Origin of the sequence: Bradyrhizobium sp. CCGUVB23 (genome assembly GCF_024199885.1) — a bacterium.
GTDB lineage: Bacteria > Pseudomonadota > Alphaproteobacteria > Rhizobiales > Xanthobacteraceae > Bradyrhizobium.
On record NZ_JANADQ010000001.1, the window covers coordinates 9,994,207 to 10,012,410 of the forward strand.

General features: G+C 64.9%; 17 protein-coding genes. 2 read left to right on the forward strand and 15 right to left on the reverse strand.

The window, feature by feature from the left end; translation table 11 throughout:
* Positions 1 to 118: 118 nt before the first annotated feature.
* Positions 119 to 724, forward strand: a complete 606-nt coding sequence (locus NLN62_RS47050; protein WP_254113205.1) for a pyridoxamine 5'-phosphate oxidase family protein — start codon at positions 119 to 121, stop codon at positions 722 to 724.
* 65 nt (positions 725 to 789) lie between these two features.
* On the opposite strand, the gene NLN62_RS47055 is transcribed toward NLN62_RS47050, so the two are convergent.
* The 6 genes from NLN62_RS47055 to NLN62_RS47080 all read right to left on the reverse strand — a co-directional run bounded on the left by NLN62_RS47055 (position 790) and on the right by NLN62_RS47080 (position 7,741).
* A complete protein-coding gene (locus NLN62_RS47055) occupies positions 790 to 2,283 on the reverse strand; it encodes an ABC transporter substrate-binding protein (protein WP_254113206.1) in 1,494 nt (497 codons plus the stop codon).
* Positions 2,284 to 2,338: 55 nt separating this feature from the next.
* Complete coding sequence (locus NLN62_RS47060) at positions 2,339 to 3,352, reverse strand: ABC transporter ATP-binding protein (protein ID WP_254113207.1); 1,014 nt, start codon at positions 3,350 to 3,352, stop codon at positions 2,339 to 2,341.
* Positions 3,349 to 4,362: an ABC transporter ATP-binding protein gene (locus NLN62_RS47065; protein WP_254113208.1), complete on the reverse strand. Its 1,014-nt coding sequence runs from the start codon at positions 4,360 to 4,362 to the stop codon at positions 3,349 to 3,351. The genes NLN62_RS47060 and NLN62_RS47065 overlap by 4 nt, the downstream gene beginning before the upstream one ends.
* A 2-nt stretch (positions 4,363 to 4,364) precedes the next feature.
* Positions 4,365 to 5,261: an ABC transporter permease gene (locus NLN62_RS47070; RefSeq protein WP_027521131.1), complete on the reverse strand. Its 897-nt coding sequence runs from the start codon at positions 5,259 to 5,261 to the stop codon at positions 4,365 to 4,367.
* On the reverse strand, positions 5,258 to 6,208 hold the full coding sequence (locus tag NLN62_RS47075) for an ABC transporter permease (RefSeq protein ID WP_027521132.1): 951 nt from the start codon (positions 6,206 to 6,208) through the stop codon (positions 5,258 to 5,260). The genes NLN62_RS47070 and NLN62_RS47075 overlap by 4 nt, the downstream gene beginning before the upstream one ends.
* 111 nt (positions 6,209 to 6,319) lie before the next feature.
* The gene (locus NLN62_RS47080; protein WP_254113209.1) at positions 6,320 to 7,741 is read right to left on the reverse strand and encodes an amidase; all 1,422 of its coding nucleotides are present in this window, start codon (positions 7,739 to 7,741) and stop codon (positions 6,320 to 6,322) included.
* A gap of 125 nt (positions 7,742 to 7,866) precedes the next feature.
* On the opposite strand from NLN62_RS47080, the gene NLN62_RS47085 reads away from it, so the two are divergent.
* Complete coding sequence (locus NLN62_RS47085) at positions 7,867 to 8,754, forward strand: LysR family transcriptional regulator (protein WP_254113211.1); 888 nt, start codon at positions 7,867 to 7,869, stop codon at positions 8,752 to 8,754.
* Positions 8,755 to 8,765: 11 nt separating this feature from the next.
* On the opposite strand, the gene NLN62_RS47090 is transcribed toward NLN62_RS47085, so the two are convergent.
* The 9 genes from NLN62_RS47090 to NLN62_RS47130 form a co-directional block, all read right to left on the reverse strand.
* Positions 8,766 to 9,701, reverse strand: coding sequence for a carbohydrate kinase (locus tag NLN62_RS47090; protein WP_254113212.1), 936 nt, complete (start codon positions 9,699 to 9,701; stop codon positions 8,766 to 8,768).
* A gap of 22 nt (positions 9,702 to 9,723) precedes the next feature.
* The gene (locus NLN62_RS47095; protein ID WP_254113213.1) at positions 9,724 to 11,379 is read right to left on the reverse strand and encodes an FGGY-family carbohydrate kinase; all 1,656 of its coding nucleotides are present in this window, start codon (positions 11,377 to 11,379) and stop codon (positions 9,724 to 9,726) included.
* Positions 11,380 to 11,408: 29 nt separating this feature from the next.
* Entirely contained in the window at positions 11,409 to 12,182 is a 774-nt protein-coding gene (locus NLN62_RS47100) for an SDR family NAD(P)-dependent oxidoreductase (protein ID WP_027521137.1), read from the reverse strand.
* 33 nt (positions 12,183 to 12,215) lie between these two features.
* The gene (locus NLN62_RS47105; RefSeq protein WP_027521138.1) at positions 12,216 to 13,223 is read right to left on the reverse strand and encodes an ABC transporter ATP-binding protein; all 1,008 of its coding nucleotides are present in this window, start codon (positions 13,221 to 13,223) and stop codon (positions 12,216 to 12,218) included.
* Between the two features lie 18 nt (positions 13,224 to 13,241).
* On the reverse strand, positions 13,242 to 14,072 hold the full coding sequence (locus NLN62_RS47110; RefSeq protein WP_254113214.1) for a carbohydrate ABC transporter permease: 831 nt from the start codon (positions 14,070 to 14,072) through the stop codon (positions 13,242 to 13,244).
* A gap of 3 nt (positions 14,073 to 14,075) precedes the next feature.
* Entirely contained in the window at positions 14,076 to 14,948 is an 873-nt protein-coding gene (locus tag NLN62_RS47115) for a carbohydrate ABC transporter permease (RefSeq protein WP_027521140.1), read from the reverse strand.
* A 92-nt stretch (positions 14,949 to 15,040) separates the two neighbouring features.
* Positions 15,041 to 16,294 carry a sugar ABC transporter substrate-binding protein gene (locus tag NLN62_RS47120; protein WP_245287949.1) on the reverse strand — a complete coding sequence of 418 codons (1,254 nt, stop codon included), beginning with the start codon at positions 16,292 to 16,294 and terminating at the stop codon, positions 15,041 to 15,043.
* A gap of 222 nt (positions 16,295 to 16,516) precedes the next feature.
* On the reverse strand, positions 16,517 to 17,467 hold the full coding sequence (locus NLN62_RS47125) for a sugar-binding transcriptional regulator (RefSeq protein WP_027521142.1): 951 nt from the start codon (positions 17,465 to 17,467) through the stop codon (positions 16,517 to 16,519).
* Between the two features lie 8 nt (positions 17,468 to 17,475).
* Positions 17,476 to 18,135: an HAD family hydrolase gene (locus NLN62_RS47130; RefSeq protein WP_027521143.1), complete on the reverse strand. Its 660-nt coding sequence runs from the start codon at positions 18,133 to 18,135 to the stop codon at positions 17,476 to 17,478.
* Between the last annotated feature and the right edge of the window lie 69 nt (positions 18,136 to 18,204).

An 18,204-nucleotide genomic window follows, 5' to 3' on the forward strand; every position in this document is an offset into this window, starting at 1 on the left:
CCACTGGCGGATGGAACGCGTCTTGAATAACGGATCGACCATATCCGAGATCGCACGAAAGGCGTATGCTCCTCCCGCACCTGTTCGGCCGAACAGTTATCGCAGCGGGAGGACCTCAATGCCCGAGAGCGTGATGTTTCACGATGGAAATCGGCAGTTGCAGGACCAGTTCGACAGCCGGCGGATTTCCGACCGGCTGGAGGAGAAGTTGACGCGGACAGAATTTTCCGACGACGACAGGCTGTTCATCGGCAGCCTGCCCTATTTCTTTCTGGCGACAGCGGATGCGAAGGGGCAGCCGGATTGCTCGTTCAAGGGCGGGCTTCCCGGCTTCGTGCGCGTGACCGGGCCGTCGGAGATCGCCTTTCCGGACTATGACGGCAACGGTATGTTCAAGAGCCTCGGCAACATCGTCGTCAACGCGAACGTCGGCCTGCTCTTCATCGCCATGCACGACAAGCCGCGGCGCCTGCGCGTCAATGGCACGGCGAAGGTGAGCGATCGCGATCCGCTTCTGGCCGAGACCGTCGGCGCGCAGCTCATCGTGCGCGTCACCGCGCGCGCGATCTTCCCGAACTGTCCGCGCTACATTCCGACGATGCAGCTCACCGGGCCATCGATCTACACGCCGCAGGCCGGGTGCGACGCTCCGGAGCCGAAGTGGAAGGGATTTGCGGACTTCAGCGATGTCGTCCATCCGCGTCAGCCGACGTTCAAGGGCTGATGACGGGCGATGATGGCCGGGACAAGCCCGGCCATGAAGATCACATCAACGTCGGTGTGCGAGCGCTACTCCCACGACCAGGCCGAGAAATCGTTCTCGAACTGCGGGACTTCCTTCCAGACACCCTTCAGCTTCTTGCTGGTAACGGTGACCCATTGCGGCTGGAACAGGAAGCCGGCAACCGCATCGGTTGCCAGCATGCGCTGCGCATCGCCGAGCAATTTTGCGCGACCGGCCTCGTCCGGCGTCGTCACGATCTGCTTGTAGAGCGCGTTAAAGGCCTCGTTGTTGTAGCCGAGATAGTAGTCGGGCTCGGTCAGCTTCACGAGATCGAACGGCTCGACATGGGAGACGATCGTGAGATCATAGTTGTGCGGCCCGTTCGGCGCGAACACCTGGGACAGCCACTGCGCCCACTCGACGTTCTCGATCTTGGCGGTGATGCCGACCTTGGCGAGCTGGGCCGCGAGGATCTCGCCGCCCTGCCGCGCGTAAGGCGGCGGCGGCAGCTTCAGGCTGATTTCGAGCGGCGCGGTGACGCCGGCTTCCGCCAGCAGCTTCTTCGCCTTCTCGGGGTCGTGAGGATTGACGCCGGTGGTGTCGACATAGCCGAGCGAACCCGGCGTGTAGAAGCTGCCGATCGGCGTGCCGTAACCTTCGACCGAGCCGTCGATCATCGCCTTACGATCGATCGCGGCGAGGATGGCGCGGCGCACCCGCACGTCGTCGAGCGGTTTCTTCTTCTCGTTGATGGCGACGATGGTCTTGGCCTTGGAGCCACCGACCAGCACGGTGAAGCGCGGATCGGACTTGAACTGAGCGACGCCGCGAGTCGTGACGCGCGGAAACGCGTCGACGTCACCGGACAGCAGGGCAGCAATCTGCGCCGCGGGATCGCCGATGAAGCGGATCGTCACCTTGGAGAGCTTGATCGCCGGGGCATTGCGATAGTCCGCCCATTTGTTGAGCGTGATCGAGGAGCCCTTGACCCAGGCGCCGAGCTGGTACGGCCCGGTGCCGACCGGCTGGGTCACGTTGGTCGCCGCGCTCTTCGGCTCGACGATCGAGGCGCTCGCCTGCCCGAGCAGGAACGGCAAGTTGGGCTCGGAATATTTCGCCGCGAGCACGACTGTGTCGGCGTCCGGCGCGTCAACCTTCTCGAAGCTCTGGAACAGGCTCTTGTCCTTGTTGGTGCTGTTCGAGGCCGCGTTGCGTTCGAACGAGAACTTCACCGCCGCGGAATCGAATGGCTCGCCGTTGTGAAACTTCACGCCCTTGCGCAACTTGAACGTATAGGTCTTCAGGTCGGGCGACGCCGTCCAGCTCTCGGCGAGCAGCGGCGACACCGAGCCGTCCTCGTTGATCTTGGTCAGCGTCTCATAGATGTTGTAGAGCGTGACTTCGGCAATCGCCGCCGCGGCTGCGTTGGTGGGATCAAGTCCCGGCGGCTCCAGCGTCATGCCCATGACGACGCTGTCCTTCTTGCCCTGCGCCAGAGCCGGCAGCGACGCGGCGGCGAACGCGGCAGCTAGTGCGACGATGGTGAATCTCTTGAACATATTTTCTCTCCCCGGCCGGTAACCCGATCAATCCATGCCAATCCGCAGCCTGACGCTAACCGACCTCCGCGGTCACGGCCGGCAGCGCCATCACCTGTTCCGCCTTGTGGCAGGCCGCAAGATGCGTCTCTCCGACCCTGCGTAGCGCAGGGGCGGCCTCGCGGCAATGCTGGTCGGCGAGCGGACAGCGGGAAATATAGGGGCATCCGGTCGCAGCTGATGATTGCGAGGCGATCGCCTGCGCGCCGCGGCGGCGGCGCACACGCCCGGCGCGCGCGCGCGGCACGGCATCCAGCAGCGCGCGCGTATAGGGATGGGCGCAATGTTCGAACAGGTCCTCCGGACGGCCCTGCTCGACGATCCGGCCGAGATACATCACCGCGACCTCGTCGCAGAGATAGTCCACGACCGCGAGATCATGGCTGATCAGGATGTAGCTCAGGCCGAACTGCTCCTGGAGGTCCTGCATCAGGTTCAGGACCTGCGCCTGCACAGAGACGTCGAGCGCGGAGACCGGCTCGTCGGCGACGATCAGCTTTGGCTGGGTGATCAACGCGCGCGCAATCGCGATGCGCTGGCGCTGGCCGCCGGAGAATTCGTGCGGATATTTGTCCATGTCCGCATCGCGCAGGCCGACCTGCCGCAGCACCGCTGAGACCCGCGCGCGCAGCGTCGCACGATCGGTCCGCTCCAGTGCGGTGAGCGGCTCGGCGACGATGCGCGCGATCGTCTGGCGCGGATCGAGCGATCCGTACGGATCCTGGAACACCATCTGAAAATCGCGCCGCGCGCGGCGGAGCTCATCTGCGGGCAATTGATTGAGGTCGCGGCCGAGCAGCTCTACCCGCCCCGACGTCGGCCGCTCGAGCGCCATCACCACGCGGGCAAAGGTCGACTTGCCCGAGCCGGATTCGCCGACCACGCCGAGACTTTTCCCCGCCTCGATCCGTACGCTCACGCCGTTGAGCGCCAGCACCTGGCCGGGCGGCCGGAACAGGCTTTCGCGCGGCAGCGTGTAGCGCTGCACGAGGTCGTTCACGTGGAGAAGCGGCTGTGAGGTGGCGGTCATGCGGACACCGCCCCTACGCGATCAGCCATCGATACGTCCGTCCTGATGCAGCGCACGCCATGGCCGGGGCCGACGTCCACCACCGGCGGAGGCGCCGCGCGACAACGATCGATCACCAGCGGACAGCGATCGGCGAAGGTACAGCCGGACGGCAGATCGGCAAGCTCGGGCACCGTGCCGGTGATGGTCTTCAGCCGCGTTCCCTTCCGCGCGCCGAGCTGCGGCCGGGCGCGGAACAGGCCTTGCGTGTAGGGATGACCCATGCGCCTGAACACCTCGTCGGTCGGTCCGCTCTCGACCACGGTGCCGCCATACATCACCATCATGCGCCCGACGTTCTCGGCGATGACGCCGAGATCATGCGAGATCAGGATCATGGACATGCCCCGCTCCTCGACGAGCTCGGCAATGAGGTCGAGGATCTGCCCCTGGATGGTGACGTCGAGTGCCGTGGTCGGCTCGTCCGCAATCAGCAGATCGGGTTCGCAGGCGAGCGCCATGGCGATGGTGACGCGCTGGCGCTGGCCGCCGGAAAACTGGTGCGGATAGGCATCGACGCGCTTTGCCGCGTCCGGAAGCCCGACGCGGTCGAGCAAGGCGATCGCCTCGGCGCGCGCCTGCGCCGCCGAATAATTCTTGTGGCGCCGGAGCGGCTCGGCGACCTGATGCCCGATCGTGTGCATGGGATTGAGGGCGGTCATCGGCTCCTGGAAGATCATGCTGATGCGGTTGCCGCGCAGCTTGCAGTAATCCGCGTCCGAAAGCTTGACGAGTTCGCGGCCATCGAGGCGGGTGCTGCCGGTGACCACCGCGCTATCAGGCAACAGGCCCATTAGCGCGAGCGCGGTGACCGACTTGCCGCAGCCGGATTCGCCGACCAGCCCCAGCGTCTCGCCGCGCCTGAGAGAAAAGCTGATGCCGCGCACGGCCTGCGCCGGGCCACGGCTCGTGTTGAGACGGACGCCGAGATTGTCGACGTCGATCAGCGGCGCGTTTGCGGGATTGCCCATCGTCACCGCTCCCGCGCTAGACGGGGATCGAGCAGATCGCGCAATCCGTCGCCGAGGATATTGAGGCCAAGGACGGCGACCGCGATCGCCGCGCCCGGATAGACCGCAAGCATCGGCGACTGGAACAGCAGCGTCTGCGCGTCGTTCAGCATGCGACCCCAGGACGGCTGCGGCGGCTGCGTACCGAGCCCGAGATAGGACAGCGCAGCTTCGGCCAGGATCGCGAGCGCGAACTGGATCGTCGCCTGTACGATCAGGATCGACAGGATGTTCGGCAGCACGTGCTCGATGGTGATGCGAAAAGCCCCCTTCCCCGACGCGCGCGCCGCCAGCACGAACTCGCGCGCCCAGATCGCGTTGGCCGAGCCGCGGGTGACGCGAACGAAGACCGGGATCTGGAAGATGCCGATCGCGGTGATCGAGGTCAGCATGCCGGGACCGACCACCGCGGCGAGCATGATCGCCGACAGCACGGCCGGAAACGCGAAGGTAAAATCGCTCATGCGCATGATGAGCTCTTCCGTCCAGCCTTTGCGCGCGGCGGCGATCAGTCCGAGGCAGACACCGAAAGTCAGCCCGATTCCGACCGCGATGATGCCGACCAGGATGGTCGAGCGCGCACCGACCAGCAGCAGCGAGACGATATCGCGGCCGAAGGAGTCGGTGCCGAGCCAGTGCGAGAACGACGGCGGCTTGAGCTTCGAGGCGATGTCGATTTCGTAAGCCGACCAGGGCGTCCACACCAGCGAGAGCAGCGCCGAACCGATCACCAGGAGAACCAACGCGCCGCCCAGCACGAAACTGCGATGGCGGAACGCGCGGCGCCAGAAGCCGGTCGCGGGCCGCGAGGGAGCTGAAGTCGTCGGCAGGCCGACGGCAGCGGTCAGTGGATCGCTCACAGGTCGTGAACCTTGATGCGGGGATCGATGAAGGCATAGAGCACATCGACCACGAAATTGACGATGACGACCATGGCAGCCAGCAGCATCACGCAGTTGCGCACCACGATCAGGTCGCGATTGGCGATCGACTGGAAGATCAGCCGGCCGAGGCCGGGCAGATAAAAGACGTTCTCGATCACGATGGTGCCGGCGAGCAGATTGGCGAATTGCAGGCCCATCACGGTCATCACGGGGATCATCGCGTTGCGCAGCACGTGGCTCCAGAGCACCTCGCGCTTGCCGAGCCCCTTGGCGCGCGCGGTGCGGACGAAATCCTCGCGCAGGACTTCCAGCACCGCCGAGCGCGTGACGCGGGCCAGGATCGCGGCCTGCACCACGGCGAGCGAGATCGCCGGCAGCAGCAGCGATTTGACGCCGGGCCAGATGCCGTCGTCCCAGCCGGCAAAGCCGCCGGCCGAGAGCCATTGCAGCTTCACCGAGAACAGCAGGATCAGCAGAATAGCGAACCAGAAGTTCGGCAGCGCGATGCCGACCTGGGTCAGCGACATCACGCCGACATCGCCGAGCCTGTTGTGGTTGGCGGCGGTGTAGATGCCGGCGGCGAGCGCGAGCGTCACCGTGATCAGCATGGACATGATCGCGAGCGGAATGGTCAGCACCAGCCGCTCCCCGATCAGGCCGGCGACGGGCGTGCCGTAGACATAGCTGTTGCCGAGGTCGCCCACCGCCATGCCCTTGACCCATTGCAGGTAGCGCACGGTGAGCGGTTGATCGAGGCCGAGCTTGATGGTCAGCGCCCGCACCGCATCCGGCGAAGCATCGGCGCCCATCAGCATCTGCGCGGCGTTGCCAGGAAGCGCGTCCAGCACCAGGAAAATGATCAGGGATGCGCCGACCAGCGTCGCCAGCAAGGTCACAAGCCGCCTTAGGACAAATACGCTCATGCGCTCTCAGGTTCAGGCTCGGGAATTCAAGGCTTCCCCCGGCACGATCAACATGTCCCGGCGCCGGACGCAAGTGCCTTGGTGCAAGTGTCTTGGTGCATGTGTCCCACCTCAGCCGGGCCGGCGGGACAAAAGATCGTGCGAGGCCTCGAACAGCGCGCTCACGCGCAACAGCTCGGCATCGTCGCGGAAGCGGCCCACGAGTTGAAGGCCGATCGGCAGCCCGTCCCGGCCGAACCCGCAAGGCAGGCTGATCGCGGGGTGACCGGTCATGTTGAACAGCATGGTCCAGGGGAACCAATGCGGCCGGACGCTGTCAAAACTCCGGCCGTCGATCTCGATGGTACCGAACAGGTCCTGGTCGATCGGCAATGCCGTCCGGGTCAGGGTCGGCATCGCCAGCAAATGGCCCCGCGTGAGCAGCGATTGCACACGGCGGAATAACGCCGTGCGCGCGAACATCGCCTCCTGGTAGTCGACGCCGCTCACCTTCGTCGCGAGCGCGAGTTGCTTGAGGAACGCTTCGCTCAACTCGTCCTTGTGGTCGGCCGCGAGCTTGGAGAAACGCGTCCGCCAGACGGTGTGGTTGATCGCGCGCCAGATCGGCTCGATGTCGAACCCCTCGCCGGAGAACTCCTCGAGCTCCGCGCCGAGACCCGCCAGCTGGTCGAGGCTTGACTTGAAGGCATTGGCGACATCGGCCGAGACAGGTCGTCCGGGCGGCGACAGGCAGTACATGATCCTCTGCCCGCGCAGATCGCCGAGCTGCGCGGCCGTACCAATGAAATCGGGCGCGGGAAGACCGATCGACCAGGGATCGCAGGCATCCTCCCCGGCCATGGCCCGCATCATCAAAACGGTGTCCGCGACGGTCCGCGTGGTCGGCGTGACATAGGTCTGGTTGCCGAAGGCATCCTGCACCTGGCTGTGCGGAATGACGCCATTGCTCTGCTTCAGGCCGACGACGCCGTTGCAGGCCGCGGGAATCCGGGTAGAGCCGCCGCCATCGGTTGCGATCGCCAGCGGCGCGATGCCGCCAGCAACCGCCACCGCCGCGCCGCCGCTGGAGCCGCCAGAGGAGCGCTCGGCACTCCAGGCGTTGCGAGTGCGGCCGAACAGCGGCGAGTCGGTCAGACATTTCGAGCCGAATTCCGGCGTCGTGGTCTTGCCGATCAGGATCGCGCCGTGGGCGCGCAGCCGCGCCACCGCCACGGCGTCCTCCTCCGGCACATTGTCCTTGTAGGGAACGGCGCCGAAGGTGGTCTTCACGCCCTTGGTGTTGACGATGTCCTTGACGGTAACGGGAATGCCGTGAAGCAGGCCAATCGGGTCGCCCGCCATCACCTTGCGCTCCGCCTCGCGCGCCTCGACAAGCGCCTCGTCGGCGCACAGGGTGATGAAACAGTTCAGCTTCGGCTGCAATGCTTCGGCGCGGGCGAGCACAGCCTTGACGATCTCGACCGGCGAGGCCTGCTTGCGGGCAATGAGGTCGCGCAGATCAACCGCGGACAGCAGGCAAAGGTCGCCGTTCATTATCAAACCATGCTCCGGAAAGCCGGCCCGCGTTGGCCGATGGCATTGACAGCGAGAATGGCACCCATGTTAACTCGCCGTCCAATACGATTTTGACGGCCAACCCATACGTTTTCAGTATGCCTATGGATCTTCGCCGGCTCCGCTACTTCGTGGCGGTGGCCGAAGAGCGCAGTGTCGGCAAGGCCGCGGAGAGGTTGCGGATGGCGCAGCCACCGCTCTCGGTGCAGATTCGCAAGCTCGAGGCCGAAATCGGCACGCCTCTGTTCCATCGCGGCACGCGCGGCATGGATCTGACCGAGGCGGGGCTCGCGCTGTTGTCGCGGGCAAGCGAAGCCCTTGCGCTCGCCGCCGAGGGCGTCGAGGCCGCGCGCGCCGTGGCGGCCGGACGGCGCGGTCGCCTCGCGGTCGGATACATGTTCGTTCTTGCGAATGCAGTCCTGCCGCGACTCGTTCCGGAATTGCGCCGGTCGCTGCCGGGGGTCGATCTCGACTTCGTCGAATTGAGTGCATCGACGCGCGAGAGCATGCTGCTCGACCGGACCGTCGCCGCCGCCCTGAGCATGCCCGCGATCCGCCATCCGGAAATTCAGGCAAGCCAGATCGGCAGCCAGCGGCTGATGCTTGCGGTTCCGGCGCGTTCGCCGCTCGCTCGGCTTGCGACCGTGCCGGTGACGAGATTGCAGGGGCGACCACTCATCGCGCTGCCGCGGCCGGATGAAGAGCCGACCTCCTCTGCGGTCGCGGCGCTCTTGCGACGGCACCAGGTGGTGATGCCGATCGCGAGCCGGGTCGAAACCGTGTACTCCGCGCTCAGCCTCGTTCTGGCCGGCGAAGGCGTTGCGATCCTGCCGGCCTGCGCGCAGCTTGCTTCGCCGCGCGGCATCGTCTTCAGGCCATTCCTCGACGCCGCCGATGCCATCGAGATCGCAGTCTGCTGGCGGCGGGATTCGCTGAGCCCGCTCATCCAAAACTTTCTCAAATGCGCCGAGAAGGCGGTCGCGCGGATCTGACGCGCGAAGAGCTACCAGCGCCAGTCGATCTCGCTCAGGCGCGGCGGATCGGCGCCGGGCCGAGTGCAGGTGAAGCCGGCGCAATTGGCCGCGAAGGACAGCGCGCGGCGCAGCTCATCGGCGCCGATGTCCGCGAGTTGCTGCCGACGCAAGCGCGCCTGCTTGTGCAGGGCGAACAGCAGCGCCGCTTGAAAGCTGTCGCCAGCGCCGATCGTGTCCGCGACCGTCACCTTGGGCGCGGCGACATCGATCTTCCCCGCCGTCTTGTGCCAGGCGACGGCGCCGTCGATGCCACGGGTAATGACGACGAGGCTCACGCCTTGCCCAAGCAACGTATCGGCCCTCTGCTGGTACGGCTCGTCACGATAGAGATAGGTGAAATCGACGTCGGACATGCGGACGATATCGGCGTTCGCAGCGAATTCGGCCATGCGCGCGGCATAGGACGGCTTGTCCTTGACGAGGTTGGGCCGGCAGTTCGGATCGAACGAGATGGTGGAAGACGCCCGCGCGTCTGCAATCAGCGCCCCGGTCTCGGCCGCACCGGTGTCGTTGACCAGCGTCGTCGAGCCGACATGGAGCGCTTCGATGGTCTCGAACGGAATGGACCCGCGCCGATAGGTCCAGTTCCGCGTCGCGGTCTCGGCGTCGTAGAAGGCGTAGTGCGACTCGCCGGCAACGATGCGCACGAAAGCGAGCGTTGTCTGATGATCGCTGCGCGCGGCGTAGCGGAGATCGACGTCGGAGGCTTCGGCATGCGCCGCGATCATCTGCCCGAACATGTCGGTCGAGAGGCCGCCGACGAAACCGGTCGGCGCGCCCAGCCGCGCCATGCCGATCGCGACGTTGAGACAGGAGCCGCCGACCGCAGGCATCACGGCCTCGCGGCCGTCGGCTGCGCGCGTCGGCACGAAATCGATCAACGCATCGCCACAACTGAGCAGCATCACCCGTACCCTTATCCCGCCCTTATCCCGGCAGCGTCAGCTCGAAGCCGGCCATAGCTTCGCGGCTGCCGCAGTCGACCTCGCGCAGCATCTTATAGGCCTTTCGCTTGCGGCTGTGAAACTCGGCCATGCCGGGCGCTGTAGGCTCGCTGAGGCGGCCGAGCGCCGACATTTTGGCCATGGTCTCGCCGATCGAGGCGAAGGCGCCGCCGGCGACCGCGCCAAGCATGGCGGCACCGAGCAGCACCGGCTCCCTGGTCTGCGGCAGCGCGACGGTCAGCCCCGTTGTATCCGCCATGATCTGCCGCACCAGCGGGCTGCGGCTCGCCCCACCGCCCATGATCATGATGCTGGAGTGAACACCGTGCGCGGCAAAGGCCTCGTTCACTTCGGCAAGACCATAGGCAAGGCCGCAGAGCCCGGCGACGAACAGGCGCTCCATCGCGCCGATGTCGGTATCGAGATCGAGGCCCGCGATCACCGCGCGCGTATCGGGATCGGCGTAGGGCGAGCGGTTGCCGATGAACTCCGGAAGAACGTGGATATCGCGTGCCAGCAGCGCGGCACGGCTCACATCGCCCGCGCGCGCGATGATGCGCTTCTCCAGGAAGTCGATGATATCAAGCCCGTCCTTGCGTGCGGCCGTGCTTGCCTCGGCATATCCCGCATGGGACCTGAGAAGGTGGTCGATTGCAGCTCCCGCAGCCGACTGCCCGCCCTCGTTCAGCCAGAAATTCGGCACCATGCCGGAGTAATAGGGCCCCCACACGCCGGGAACGAAGCACGGCTCCGTGGTCGTCGCCATGATGCAGGCGGATGTCCCCATGATGTAGGCGAGGCGGTCGCAGACATCGGCGGTGCCGCCCGAGACATCCCGTCCGCCGATCGCGCCGATGCCGCCGGCGTGGGCATCGATCAACGACGCGCCGACCGGGGTTCCGGCACTCAATCCCAGATCAGACGCCGCCGTCCGGGTCAGGCCCGTCCCGAGCCGCGTCCCGGGCGCGACGATCTCGGTGCCGATGCGGGCGTATTTCTCGGCGACGAAGTCCGACAGACCGATGCGCTGGAAGAACGGCGCGCTCCAGCCGCCACCGTCATGCGCCAGGTAGTTCCATTTGCAGGTCACCGTGCAGGTCGAGCGCTGGAGCGAGCCGGTCGCGCGCCAAGTCAGATAGTCCGCAAGGTCGAAAAAATGGCCGGCGGCATCAAAACTCTGGCGCAGATGCCGCTTCAGCCACAAGAGCTTCGGCATCTCCATCTCGGGCGAGATCGAGCCGCCGACATAGCGCAGCACATCGTCCTGCGTCTCATTGATCAGACGCGCCTCGGTCGTGGCGCGGTGGTCCATCCAGACGATGACATTGCGCTGGCTGTCGCCGGAGGCGCTGACCGTGACCGGCTCGCCGTCCTTGCCGAGCACGACCAGCGAGCAGGTGGCATCGAACCCGATGCCCTTCACGGAGTCGGGCGTGATGGCGGCCTCCGCCATGGCTGCGCGGACGGATTTGGAGCAAGCGTCCCAGATGTCCGACGACGATTGCTCGACGATATCGCCGGCCTCGTGCCAGATCCTGATCGGATGCCGCGCGGTCGCCAGCAGATTCCCGGCCTCGTCAAAAACCCCTGCCCGCGTGCTGGTCGTCCCGACATCGACACCGATATACGCCTGCGGCATTGTCGCTCCCGTCAATTTTGACGAGGAGCCTACCAGCAAGTGTAACCGCCATCCACTAGCACGATGCTGCCCGTCATCAGGCTCGCGGCCTCGGAGCTCAGAAACAGCACGACCGAGGCGATCTCCTCCACCTGCCCCATCCGCGCCATCGGAGTTCCACCGATCCAGGCGTCATACATTCTGGGATTGCTTTTCACGAAGGCGTTCAACGGCGTTTCGATATAGGTCGGCGCGACCGCGTTGACGCGGATGCCGCGCGCCCCCCATTCCGCGGCAAGCGATTTTGTCAGATGATGCACCGCGGCCTTGGAGGCGTTGTAGAAGGACTGCTCCTGCGGCTTGTTGACGATGAAGCCCGACATCGAGCCGACGTTGACGATGGTTCCCGCTTTTGCTTTCAGCATGTGCTTGCCGAATTCGCGGCAACACCAGAAAGTCCCATTGAGATTGACGTCGATGACGTTGAGCCAGTGCTCGTCGGTCACGGTCTCCGCCGGGGTCTCGCTGCGGGCAATGCCGGCATTGTTGACGAGGATATCGACCTTGCCGTGACGGGCGACGAGATCGTTCGCCACGTCGGCGACGCGCCTGGTGTCGGTCACGTCCATGACGACGGTCTCGGTATCGTAGCCCTTGGCCTTGAGGCCGGTTTGAGCGGCCTGGGCAACCTTGCCGTCACGGTCGGCAATGATCACCTTCGCGCCGGCTTCCGCCAGCGCCTCTGCGCAGGCGAGCCCGATGCCCTGCCCGCCGCCGGTAATGATCGCGGTCTTGCCGTTCAGCTTGAATTTTTCCAGGTACATGTTGCTCTTCCCGTTTCTTGTTCGCCCAGCTTGTCAGCCCCGGATCGCGTTGCCGCTCTCGTTGAAGCGGTGAATGCGCGCAGGTTCGGGCACCAGCGACACGCGGTCGCCGGCATGCAGGCTCAACTCGCCGATATAGCGGGCGGTGAGCATGCCGAGCTGGCCGGCGTCGACATAGAGAAAAGTGTCGCTGCCGAGATGCTCGGCGACCGCAATCGTGCCCGGCCAGCCGCCTGCACCATCGCGCTCGATCTTCAAATGCTCGGGCCGCACGCCGATGGTGAACGCGCCGCGCTGAAGGGCAGACTCGCCGGTGACGAAGTTCATTTTTGGCGAGCCGATGAAGCCCGCGACGAACAGGTTGGCGGGCTTCTCATAGAGATCGAGCGGCGAGCCATATTGCTCGATTTTTCCGCCATTGAGCACCACGATCTTGTCGGCCATCGTCATGGCCTCGACCTGGTCATGGGTGACGTAGATCGCGGTGGTGCCGAGCTGCTTCTGAAGCCGCGTCACCTCGATCCGCATCTGCACGCGCAGCGCGGCGTCGAGGTTCGACAGCGGCTCGTCGAACAGGAACGCCTTGGGTTCGCGCACGATCGCGCGCCCGATCGCGACGCGCTGGCGCTGGCCGCCGGACAGCTCGCGCGGCTTACGCTCGAGATAGGGCGTGAGGTTCAGGGTCGCGGCCGCCGCTTCGACCTTGCGGTTGATCTCGTCCTTTGCGAGGCCCGCCATCTTGAGTCCAAAGCCGATATTGCCGCGCACGCTCATATGCGGGTACAGCGCGTAGGACTGGAACACCATGGACAGACCGCGCTTGGCGGGCGGAACCGCGACGACGTTCTTGCCGTCGATCAGGATCCGTCCATCCGTCACGTCTTCGAGCCCGGCGATCAACCGCAAGAGCGTGGTCTTGCCGCAGCCGGATGGACCGACGAACACCACGAAGGAACCGTCCGCGATATCGAGGTCGGCGCCCTTGATAATGTGCACGGGCCCGAAGGCTTTCTGCACGCCTTGAAGTGTGATTTGACCCATGATGCGACAGCCCTTTCGCTACTTGACCGCGCCAAAGGTGAGCCCGCGCACGAGCTGCTTCTGGCTGAACCAACCGAGGACGAGAATAGGCGCGATTGCCAGCGTCGAGGCGGCCGACAATTTTGCCCAAAACAATCCCTCGGGACTCGAATAGGAAGCGATGAACACCGTCAGCGGCGCCGCCTCTGATGTCGACAGGTTGAGCGTCCAGAACGCCTCGTTCCAGGCGAGGATAAGGTTGAGCAGCAAGGTCGACGCCAGGCCAGGGATTGCCATTGGCGTCAACACATAGACGAGCTCGCGGCCGACGGTGGCGCCGTCCATGCGCGCCGCTTCCAGGATGTCGCGCGGAATCTCCTTGAAATAGGTGAAGAGCATCCAGATCACGATCGGCAAATTGCCGAGGCACAGGATGAAGATGAGGCCGATGCGTGAATCGAGCAGGCCGACGTTCTTGTAGATCAGGTAAATCGGCACGAGCACGCCAACCGGCGGCATCATCTTGGTCGAGAGCATCCAGAGCAGGATGTCCTTGGTGCGCTTTGTGGGCGAGAACGCCATCGACCACGCGGCCGGAATGGCGATCAGCAGCGCGATCAACGTCGAGCCGCCGGCGATGATGATCGAGTTCAGCGCATGGTGGAGGTAGTCGCTGCGCTCCTGCACCGTCGCGTAATTTTCGAGAGTCCAGTGGAAGAACAGGAATGAAGGCGGAATGGCGAAGGCCTCCAGCTCGGTCTTGAAGCTTGCGAGCACCATCCAGAGGATCGGGAAGAAGATCAGGAAACCGCAAAGCCAGGCGCCTGCCGTAGAGACCGCGACCCGCTGCGTCGTTGCGATGCGTGCCATGGTCTAAGCCTCCAGATTGCGGCCGACGATGCGAACGAGGAAGAAGGCGACGATGTTGGCGATCACCACCGCGACGAGGCCGCCGGCCGAGGCGCTGCCGACGTCGAACTGGATCAGCGCCTGCGAGTAGATCAGGAAGGCTATGTTGGTCGTCTGGAGGCCGGGTCCGCCGCCGGTGGTGACGAAGATCTCGGCAAACACCGTGAGCAAAAAGATGGTCTCGATCAGGACTACCACCGTGATCGGCCGCGCGAGATGCGGCAGCGTGATGTAGATGAAGGTCGAAACCCCGCTCGCGCCATCCATCTCGGCGGCTTCCTTCTGCTCCTCGTCGAGCGATTGCAGCGCGGTCAGGAGGATCAGGGTCGCGAACGGCAGCCACTGCCAGGCGACGATCAGGATGATGGCGAACATCGGCATGTCGTTGAACCAGTCGATCGGCGTCAGCCCGAACACTTTTGCAAGCCAGGCAAACAATCCGGAAACCGGATGCATCAGCAGGTTCTTCCAGACCAGCGCACTCACCGTCGGCATCACGAAGAACGGCGCGATCACCATCAGCCGCACGATGTTGCGACCGACCACGGGCTGATCGAGCAGGAGCGCCAGGGGAATGCCGAGCAAAATGGTCAGCACCAGCACCGAGCCGACCAGCACCAGCGTGTTCTGGAGCGAGGCCAGAAAGGCCGGATCGGTGAGAAAGTAGCGGAAGTTTTCCAGACCGACGAACGCTTCGGAGCCGGGATCGAGCAGGCTGTAATGCAGCGTCGAGAAATAGAGCGTCAGCGCGAGCGGGACGATCATCCAGATGAACAGCAGCCCGACGGCCGGGGCCAGGAGCGACCGCGCAAGATACTGCGTCTGCCGGGTTGCCATTGTCAGCTTCTCCTCTTCCGGGAAGAAGGCGGCCATCCATCCCAAGAGGTGGATGGCCGCAGGTTAGGCTCTCAGGAGGGTGAGCCTTGGTCTTACTTGATATAGCCGGCGCGCTTCATCTCGCGCTCGGTCGTTGATTGCGCCGCCGAAAGCGCGGCATCGACGGTGGTCGATCCGGACAATGCGGCGGAGAACTGCTGCCCGACCTGCGTGCCGAGACCCTGGAACTCGGGGATCGCGGCGTATTGCACGCCGACATAAGGCACCGGCTTCACGGTCGGCTTGTTCGGGTCCGCCGCATCGATCGAGGCCAGCGTCAGCTTCGCGAACGGTGCAACCTTCAGGTAATCAGGATTCTGGTAGAGCGAGGTCCGCGTGCCCGGCGGCACGTTGGCCCAGCCCTCCTTGGAAGCCACGAGCTTGGTGTAGTCCTTGCTCGTCGCCCAGGCGATGAACTTCTCGGCAGCGTCCGTCTTCTTCGAGCCGGCCGGGATCGCCAGACTCCAGGCCCACAGCCAGTTTGCGTTCTTGCCGAGCCCGGTGTTCGGCGCCAGCGCAAAGCCGACCTTGTCGGCGACCTTCGATTCCTTCGGATTGGAGACCATGGACGCCGCAACCGTCGCGTCGATCCACATCGCGCACTTGCCGGCGTTGAACAGCGCCAGGTTCTCGTTGAAGCCGTTCGAGCTCGCGCCGGGAGGGCCGGCTTCCTTCATGAGATTGACATAGGTCGTCAGCGTCGTCTTCCATTCCGGCGAGTTGAACTGCGGCTCCCACTTCTCGTCGAACCAGCGCGCGCCGTAGGAGTTCGACATGGCGGTCAGGAACGCCATGTTTTCGCCCCAGCCGGCCTTGCCGCGCAGGCAGATGCCGTAGACGCCGGCATTCTTGTCGGTGAGCTTCTTGGCCGCATCGATCACGAAATCCCAGGTCGGGCTTTCCGGCATCTTCAGGCCGGCCTTTTCGAACAGATCGGTGCGGTACATCATCATCGAGCTCTCGCCGTAGAACGGCGCGGCGTAGAGCTTGCCGTCGACGGAGACCGCATCCTTGATTTTCGGCAAGAGGTCGGCGACGTCGTAGTCGGCGCCGAGATTCGCGAGCGGCACCAGCCAGCCCTTCTTGGCCCAGATCGGCACCTCGTAGGTGCCGATGGTGAGGACGTCGAACTGCCCGCCCTTGGTGGCGATGTCGGTGGTGACGCGCTGGCGCAGCACGTTCTCCTCGAGCGTCACCCACTTCACGTTGATGTCCGGGTTCTTCGCGGTGAATTCGCTGGTCAGTCCCTGCATGCGGATCATGTCACTGTTGTTGACGGTGGCGATCGTCAGGGTCGTTTCGGCCATCGAGGGAACGGAAAACAGCAGTGCAGACACGCCGCAGACGGCGCCTAGGACTTTTTTCACGGTGACCTCCCTTAACTCGCGTTTTGAGCATATGCCCACGCGTTGGGCGTATGTTCAACTCAGGCCGGCGCTTTGTCAAGCAGGCGCGCGCGCCCTCCCCTCAATTCCGGGTGGTGCAGTGCAAGAGAGATGGTGGTGGAGATGCGCCGCGACGCCGCGGCTTCAGCGCTCGAGGATCGCGCGGGCGGTCGCTTCGTCCGTGATCAAGCCGTTGATCAGGCGGCCGTTCAGCGCGGCCGAGATCGCCGACACTTTTGCCGCGCCGACCGCAGCGCCGATCGTCGTGGTCTTGACCGGCACCTCAGGCGGGATGCTGGTGAGGCGCTTGTTGGTGCCGCCCTTGAGCAGGCGGCCCTTGGCGTCATAGGCCCAGCCGGTGATCTCGCCGATGGCGCCGAGCCGCATCATCTCGAACAACTCGTCGCGGGTGACGAAGCCATCAACGTGGACCTGCGCTTTCTGGTCCATCTGGCCGATGCCGACGAGCCGCAGGTCGGCTTTGGTTGCGATCGCCTTCACCTTCGCGATCGGCTCGATCCGGCCCATCTTGTTGCGCTCGTCCTCCGAAGACATCAGGAACGGCAGCGGCATCGGATAATGCCGCGCGCCGGTGCGGTCGGCCAGGCGCCCGACGGTGTCGTAGAAGCTCGCCGAACCATCGGCGGAGATGTTGCCGACCAGCGAGACGATCTGGTGATTCGGTCGCTCGATCGGGGTGACGCGCTCGACCGCCGCGCGCACCGCGCGCCCCGTCCCGAGCGCGACGATGACGGGGGTCTCCGAACGCAGCGTCGAGTCCAGGAGGTTGGCGCAGCGCTCGGCGATCCCTGCGGTCGCCTGCGGCGCCGCCGGGTCTGTCGGCACCACCTCGCAATGGGCAAGCTCGAAGCGCGCCTTCAGCCGCGAGGCCAGTTCCATGCAGGCGGCAATGGGATGTTCGAGGCGAAAGGTGATCAGGCGCTCGGCCAGGCACAACGAGACTAGCCGCTGCGCCGAGGCGCGCGAGACCTGGAGCATTCTGGCGATCTCGTCCTGCGTGTGACCGGCAATGAAGTAGAGCCAGCCGGCGCGCGCGGCATCGTCGAGTCTGGATTTTTCGTTCTCCACCGCCATGGCCGGCGTCACGCGTCCTTCCAGAAATCACTCATCTGCGCGAAGACCCGATCGGCTCCGGCGGCGGTCAATATAGCGCGGCCGTCGCGGGCGCGATAATGGCTGCCGCCGACAAATCCCCAGACCGTCATGCCGGCCGCCTTGGCCGCCTGCACGCCGCTGACGCTGTCCTCGATGACCAGCGCACGCGCCGGATCGGTGCGCATCTTCTCCGCGGCATAAAGGAAGAGATCGGGCGCCGGCTTGCCGTGTCGCACCATCTGCGCCGTGTACAGCCGGTCGCCGAAATGCGGCTTGAGACCGGTGACTTCGAGGGAAAGCGAGACGCGATCGATGTCGCTCGACGAGGCGACGCAAAACGGCCTGTTCAACTCCGATACCAACGCGCCGATCCCGGGGATCGGCCGCAATGCACTTGCGAAGGTGCTCAGCACCCTCGACTTGAAGCGAGGCAAGAAGCTTTCCGGCACGACCTGTCCGAGATCCCGATAATGCTGCTCGATCGCCTTCGTGCTGCGCCCGAGGAACAGCTCGAGCGCCTGCTCCGCACTGAGCACGATGCCGAATTCGGACAGCACTTCCGACAGGCAGCGACAGCTCAGGAGCTCGCTGTCGACCAGCACGCCGTCGCAGTCGAAGATGATCAGATCGGGCCTGGTAGCGTCCATCGTGACATTCGATCATATACTCACGCGCTGAGCAATAGCTCACCGTGCGGCGTTGCGCCCGAGGCAGGA

Coding starts and splice junctions, on each gene's coding strand:
- NLN62_RS47105 (WP_027521138.1), bottom strand. CDS start 13,223: ATGGGTCAAATCACACTTCAAGGCGTGCAGAAAGCCTTCGGGCCCGTG.
- NLN62_RS47060 (WP_254113207.1), bottom strand. CDS start 3,352: ATGACCGCCACCTCACAGCCGCTTCTCCACGTGAACGACCTCGTGCAG.
- NLN62_RS47115 (WP_027521140.1), bottom strand. CDS start 14,948: ATGGCAACCCGGCAGACGCAGTATCTTGCGCGGTCGCTCCTGGCCCCG.
- NLN62_RS47100 (WP_027521137.1), bottom strand. CDS start 12,182: ATGTACCTGGAAAAATTCAAGCTGAACGGCAAGACCGCGATCATTACC.
- NLN62_RS47125 (WP_027521142.1), bottom strand. CDS start 17,467: ATGGCGGTGGAGAACGAAAAATCCAGACTCGACGATGCCGCGCGCGCC.
- NLN62_RS47085 (WP_254113211.1), top strand. CDS start 7,867: ATGGATCTTCGCCGGCTCCGCTACTTCGTGGCGGTGGCCGAAGAGCGC.
- NLN62_RS47080 (WP_254113209.1), bottom strand. CDS start 7,741: ATGAACGGCGACCTTTGCCTGCTGTCCGCGGTTGATCTGCGCGACCTC.
- NLN62_RS47090 (WP_254113212.1), bottom strand. CDS start 9,701: ATGCTGCTCAGTTGTGGCGATGCGTTGATCGATTTCGTGCCGACGCGC.
- NLN62_RS47130 (WP_027521143.1), bottom strand. CDS start 18,135: ATGGACGCTACCAGGCCCGATCTGATCATCTTCGACTGCGACGGCGTG.
- NLN62_RS47110 (WP_254113214.1), bottom strand. CDS start 14,072: ATGGCACGCATCGCAACGACGCAGCGGGTCGCGGTCTCTACGGCAGGC.
- NLN62_RS47095 (WP_254113213.1), bottom strand. CDS start 11,379: ATGCCGCAGGCGTATATCGGTGTCGATGTCGGGACGACCAGCACGCGG.
- NLN62_RS47050 (WP_254113205.1), top strand. CDS start 119: ATGCCCGAGAGCGTGATGTTTCACGATGGAAATCGGCAGTTGCAGGAC.
- NLN62_RS47055 (WP_254113206.1), bottom strand. CDS start 2,283: ATGTTCAAGAGATTCACCATCGTCGCACTAGCTGCCGCGTTCGCCGCC.
- NLN62_RS47065 (WP_254113208.1), bottom strand. CDS start 4,362: ATGGGCAATCCCGCAAACGCGCCGCTGATCGACGTCGACAATCTCGGC.
- NLN62_RS47120 (WP_245287949.1), bottom strand. CDS start 16,294: ATGGCCGAAACGACCCTGACGATCGCCACCGTCAACAACAGTGACATG.
- NLN62_RS47075 (WP_027521132.1), bottom strand. CDS start 6,208: ATGAGCGTATTTGTCCTAAGGCGGCTTGTGACCTTGCTGGCGACGCTG.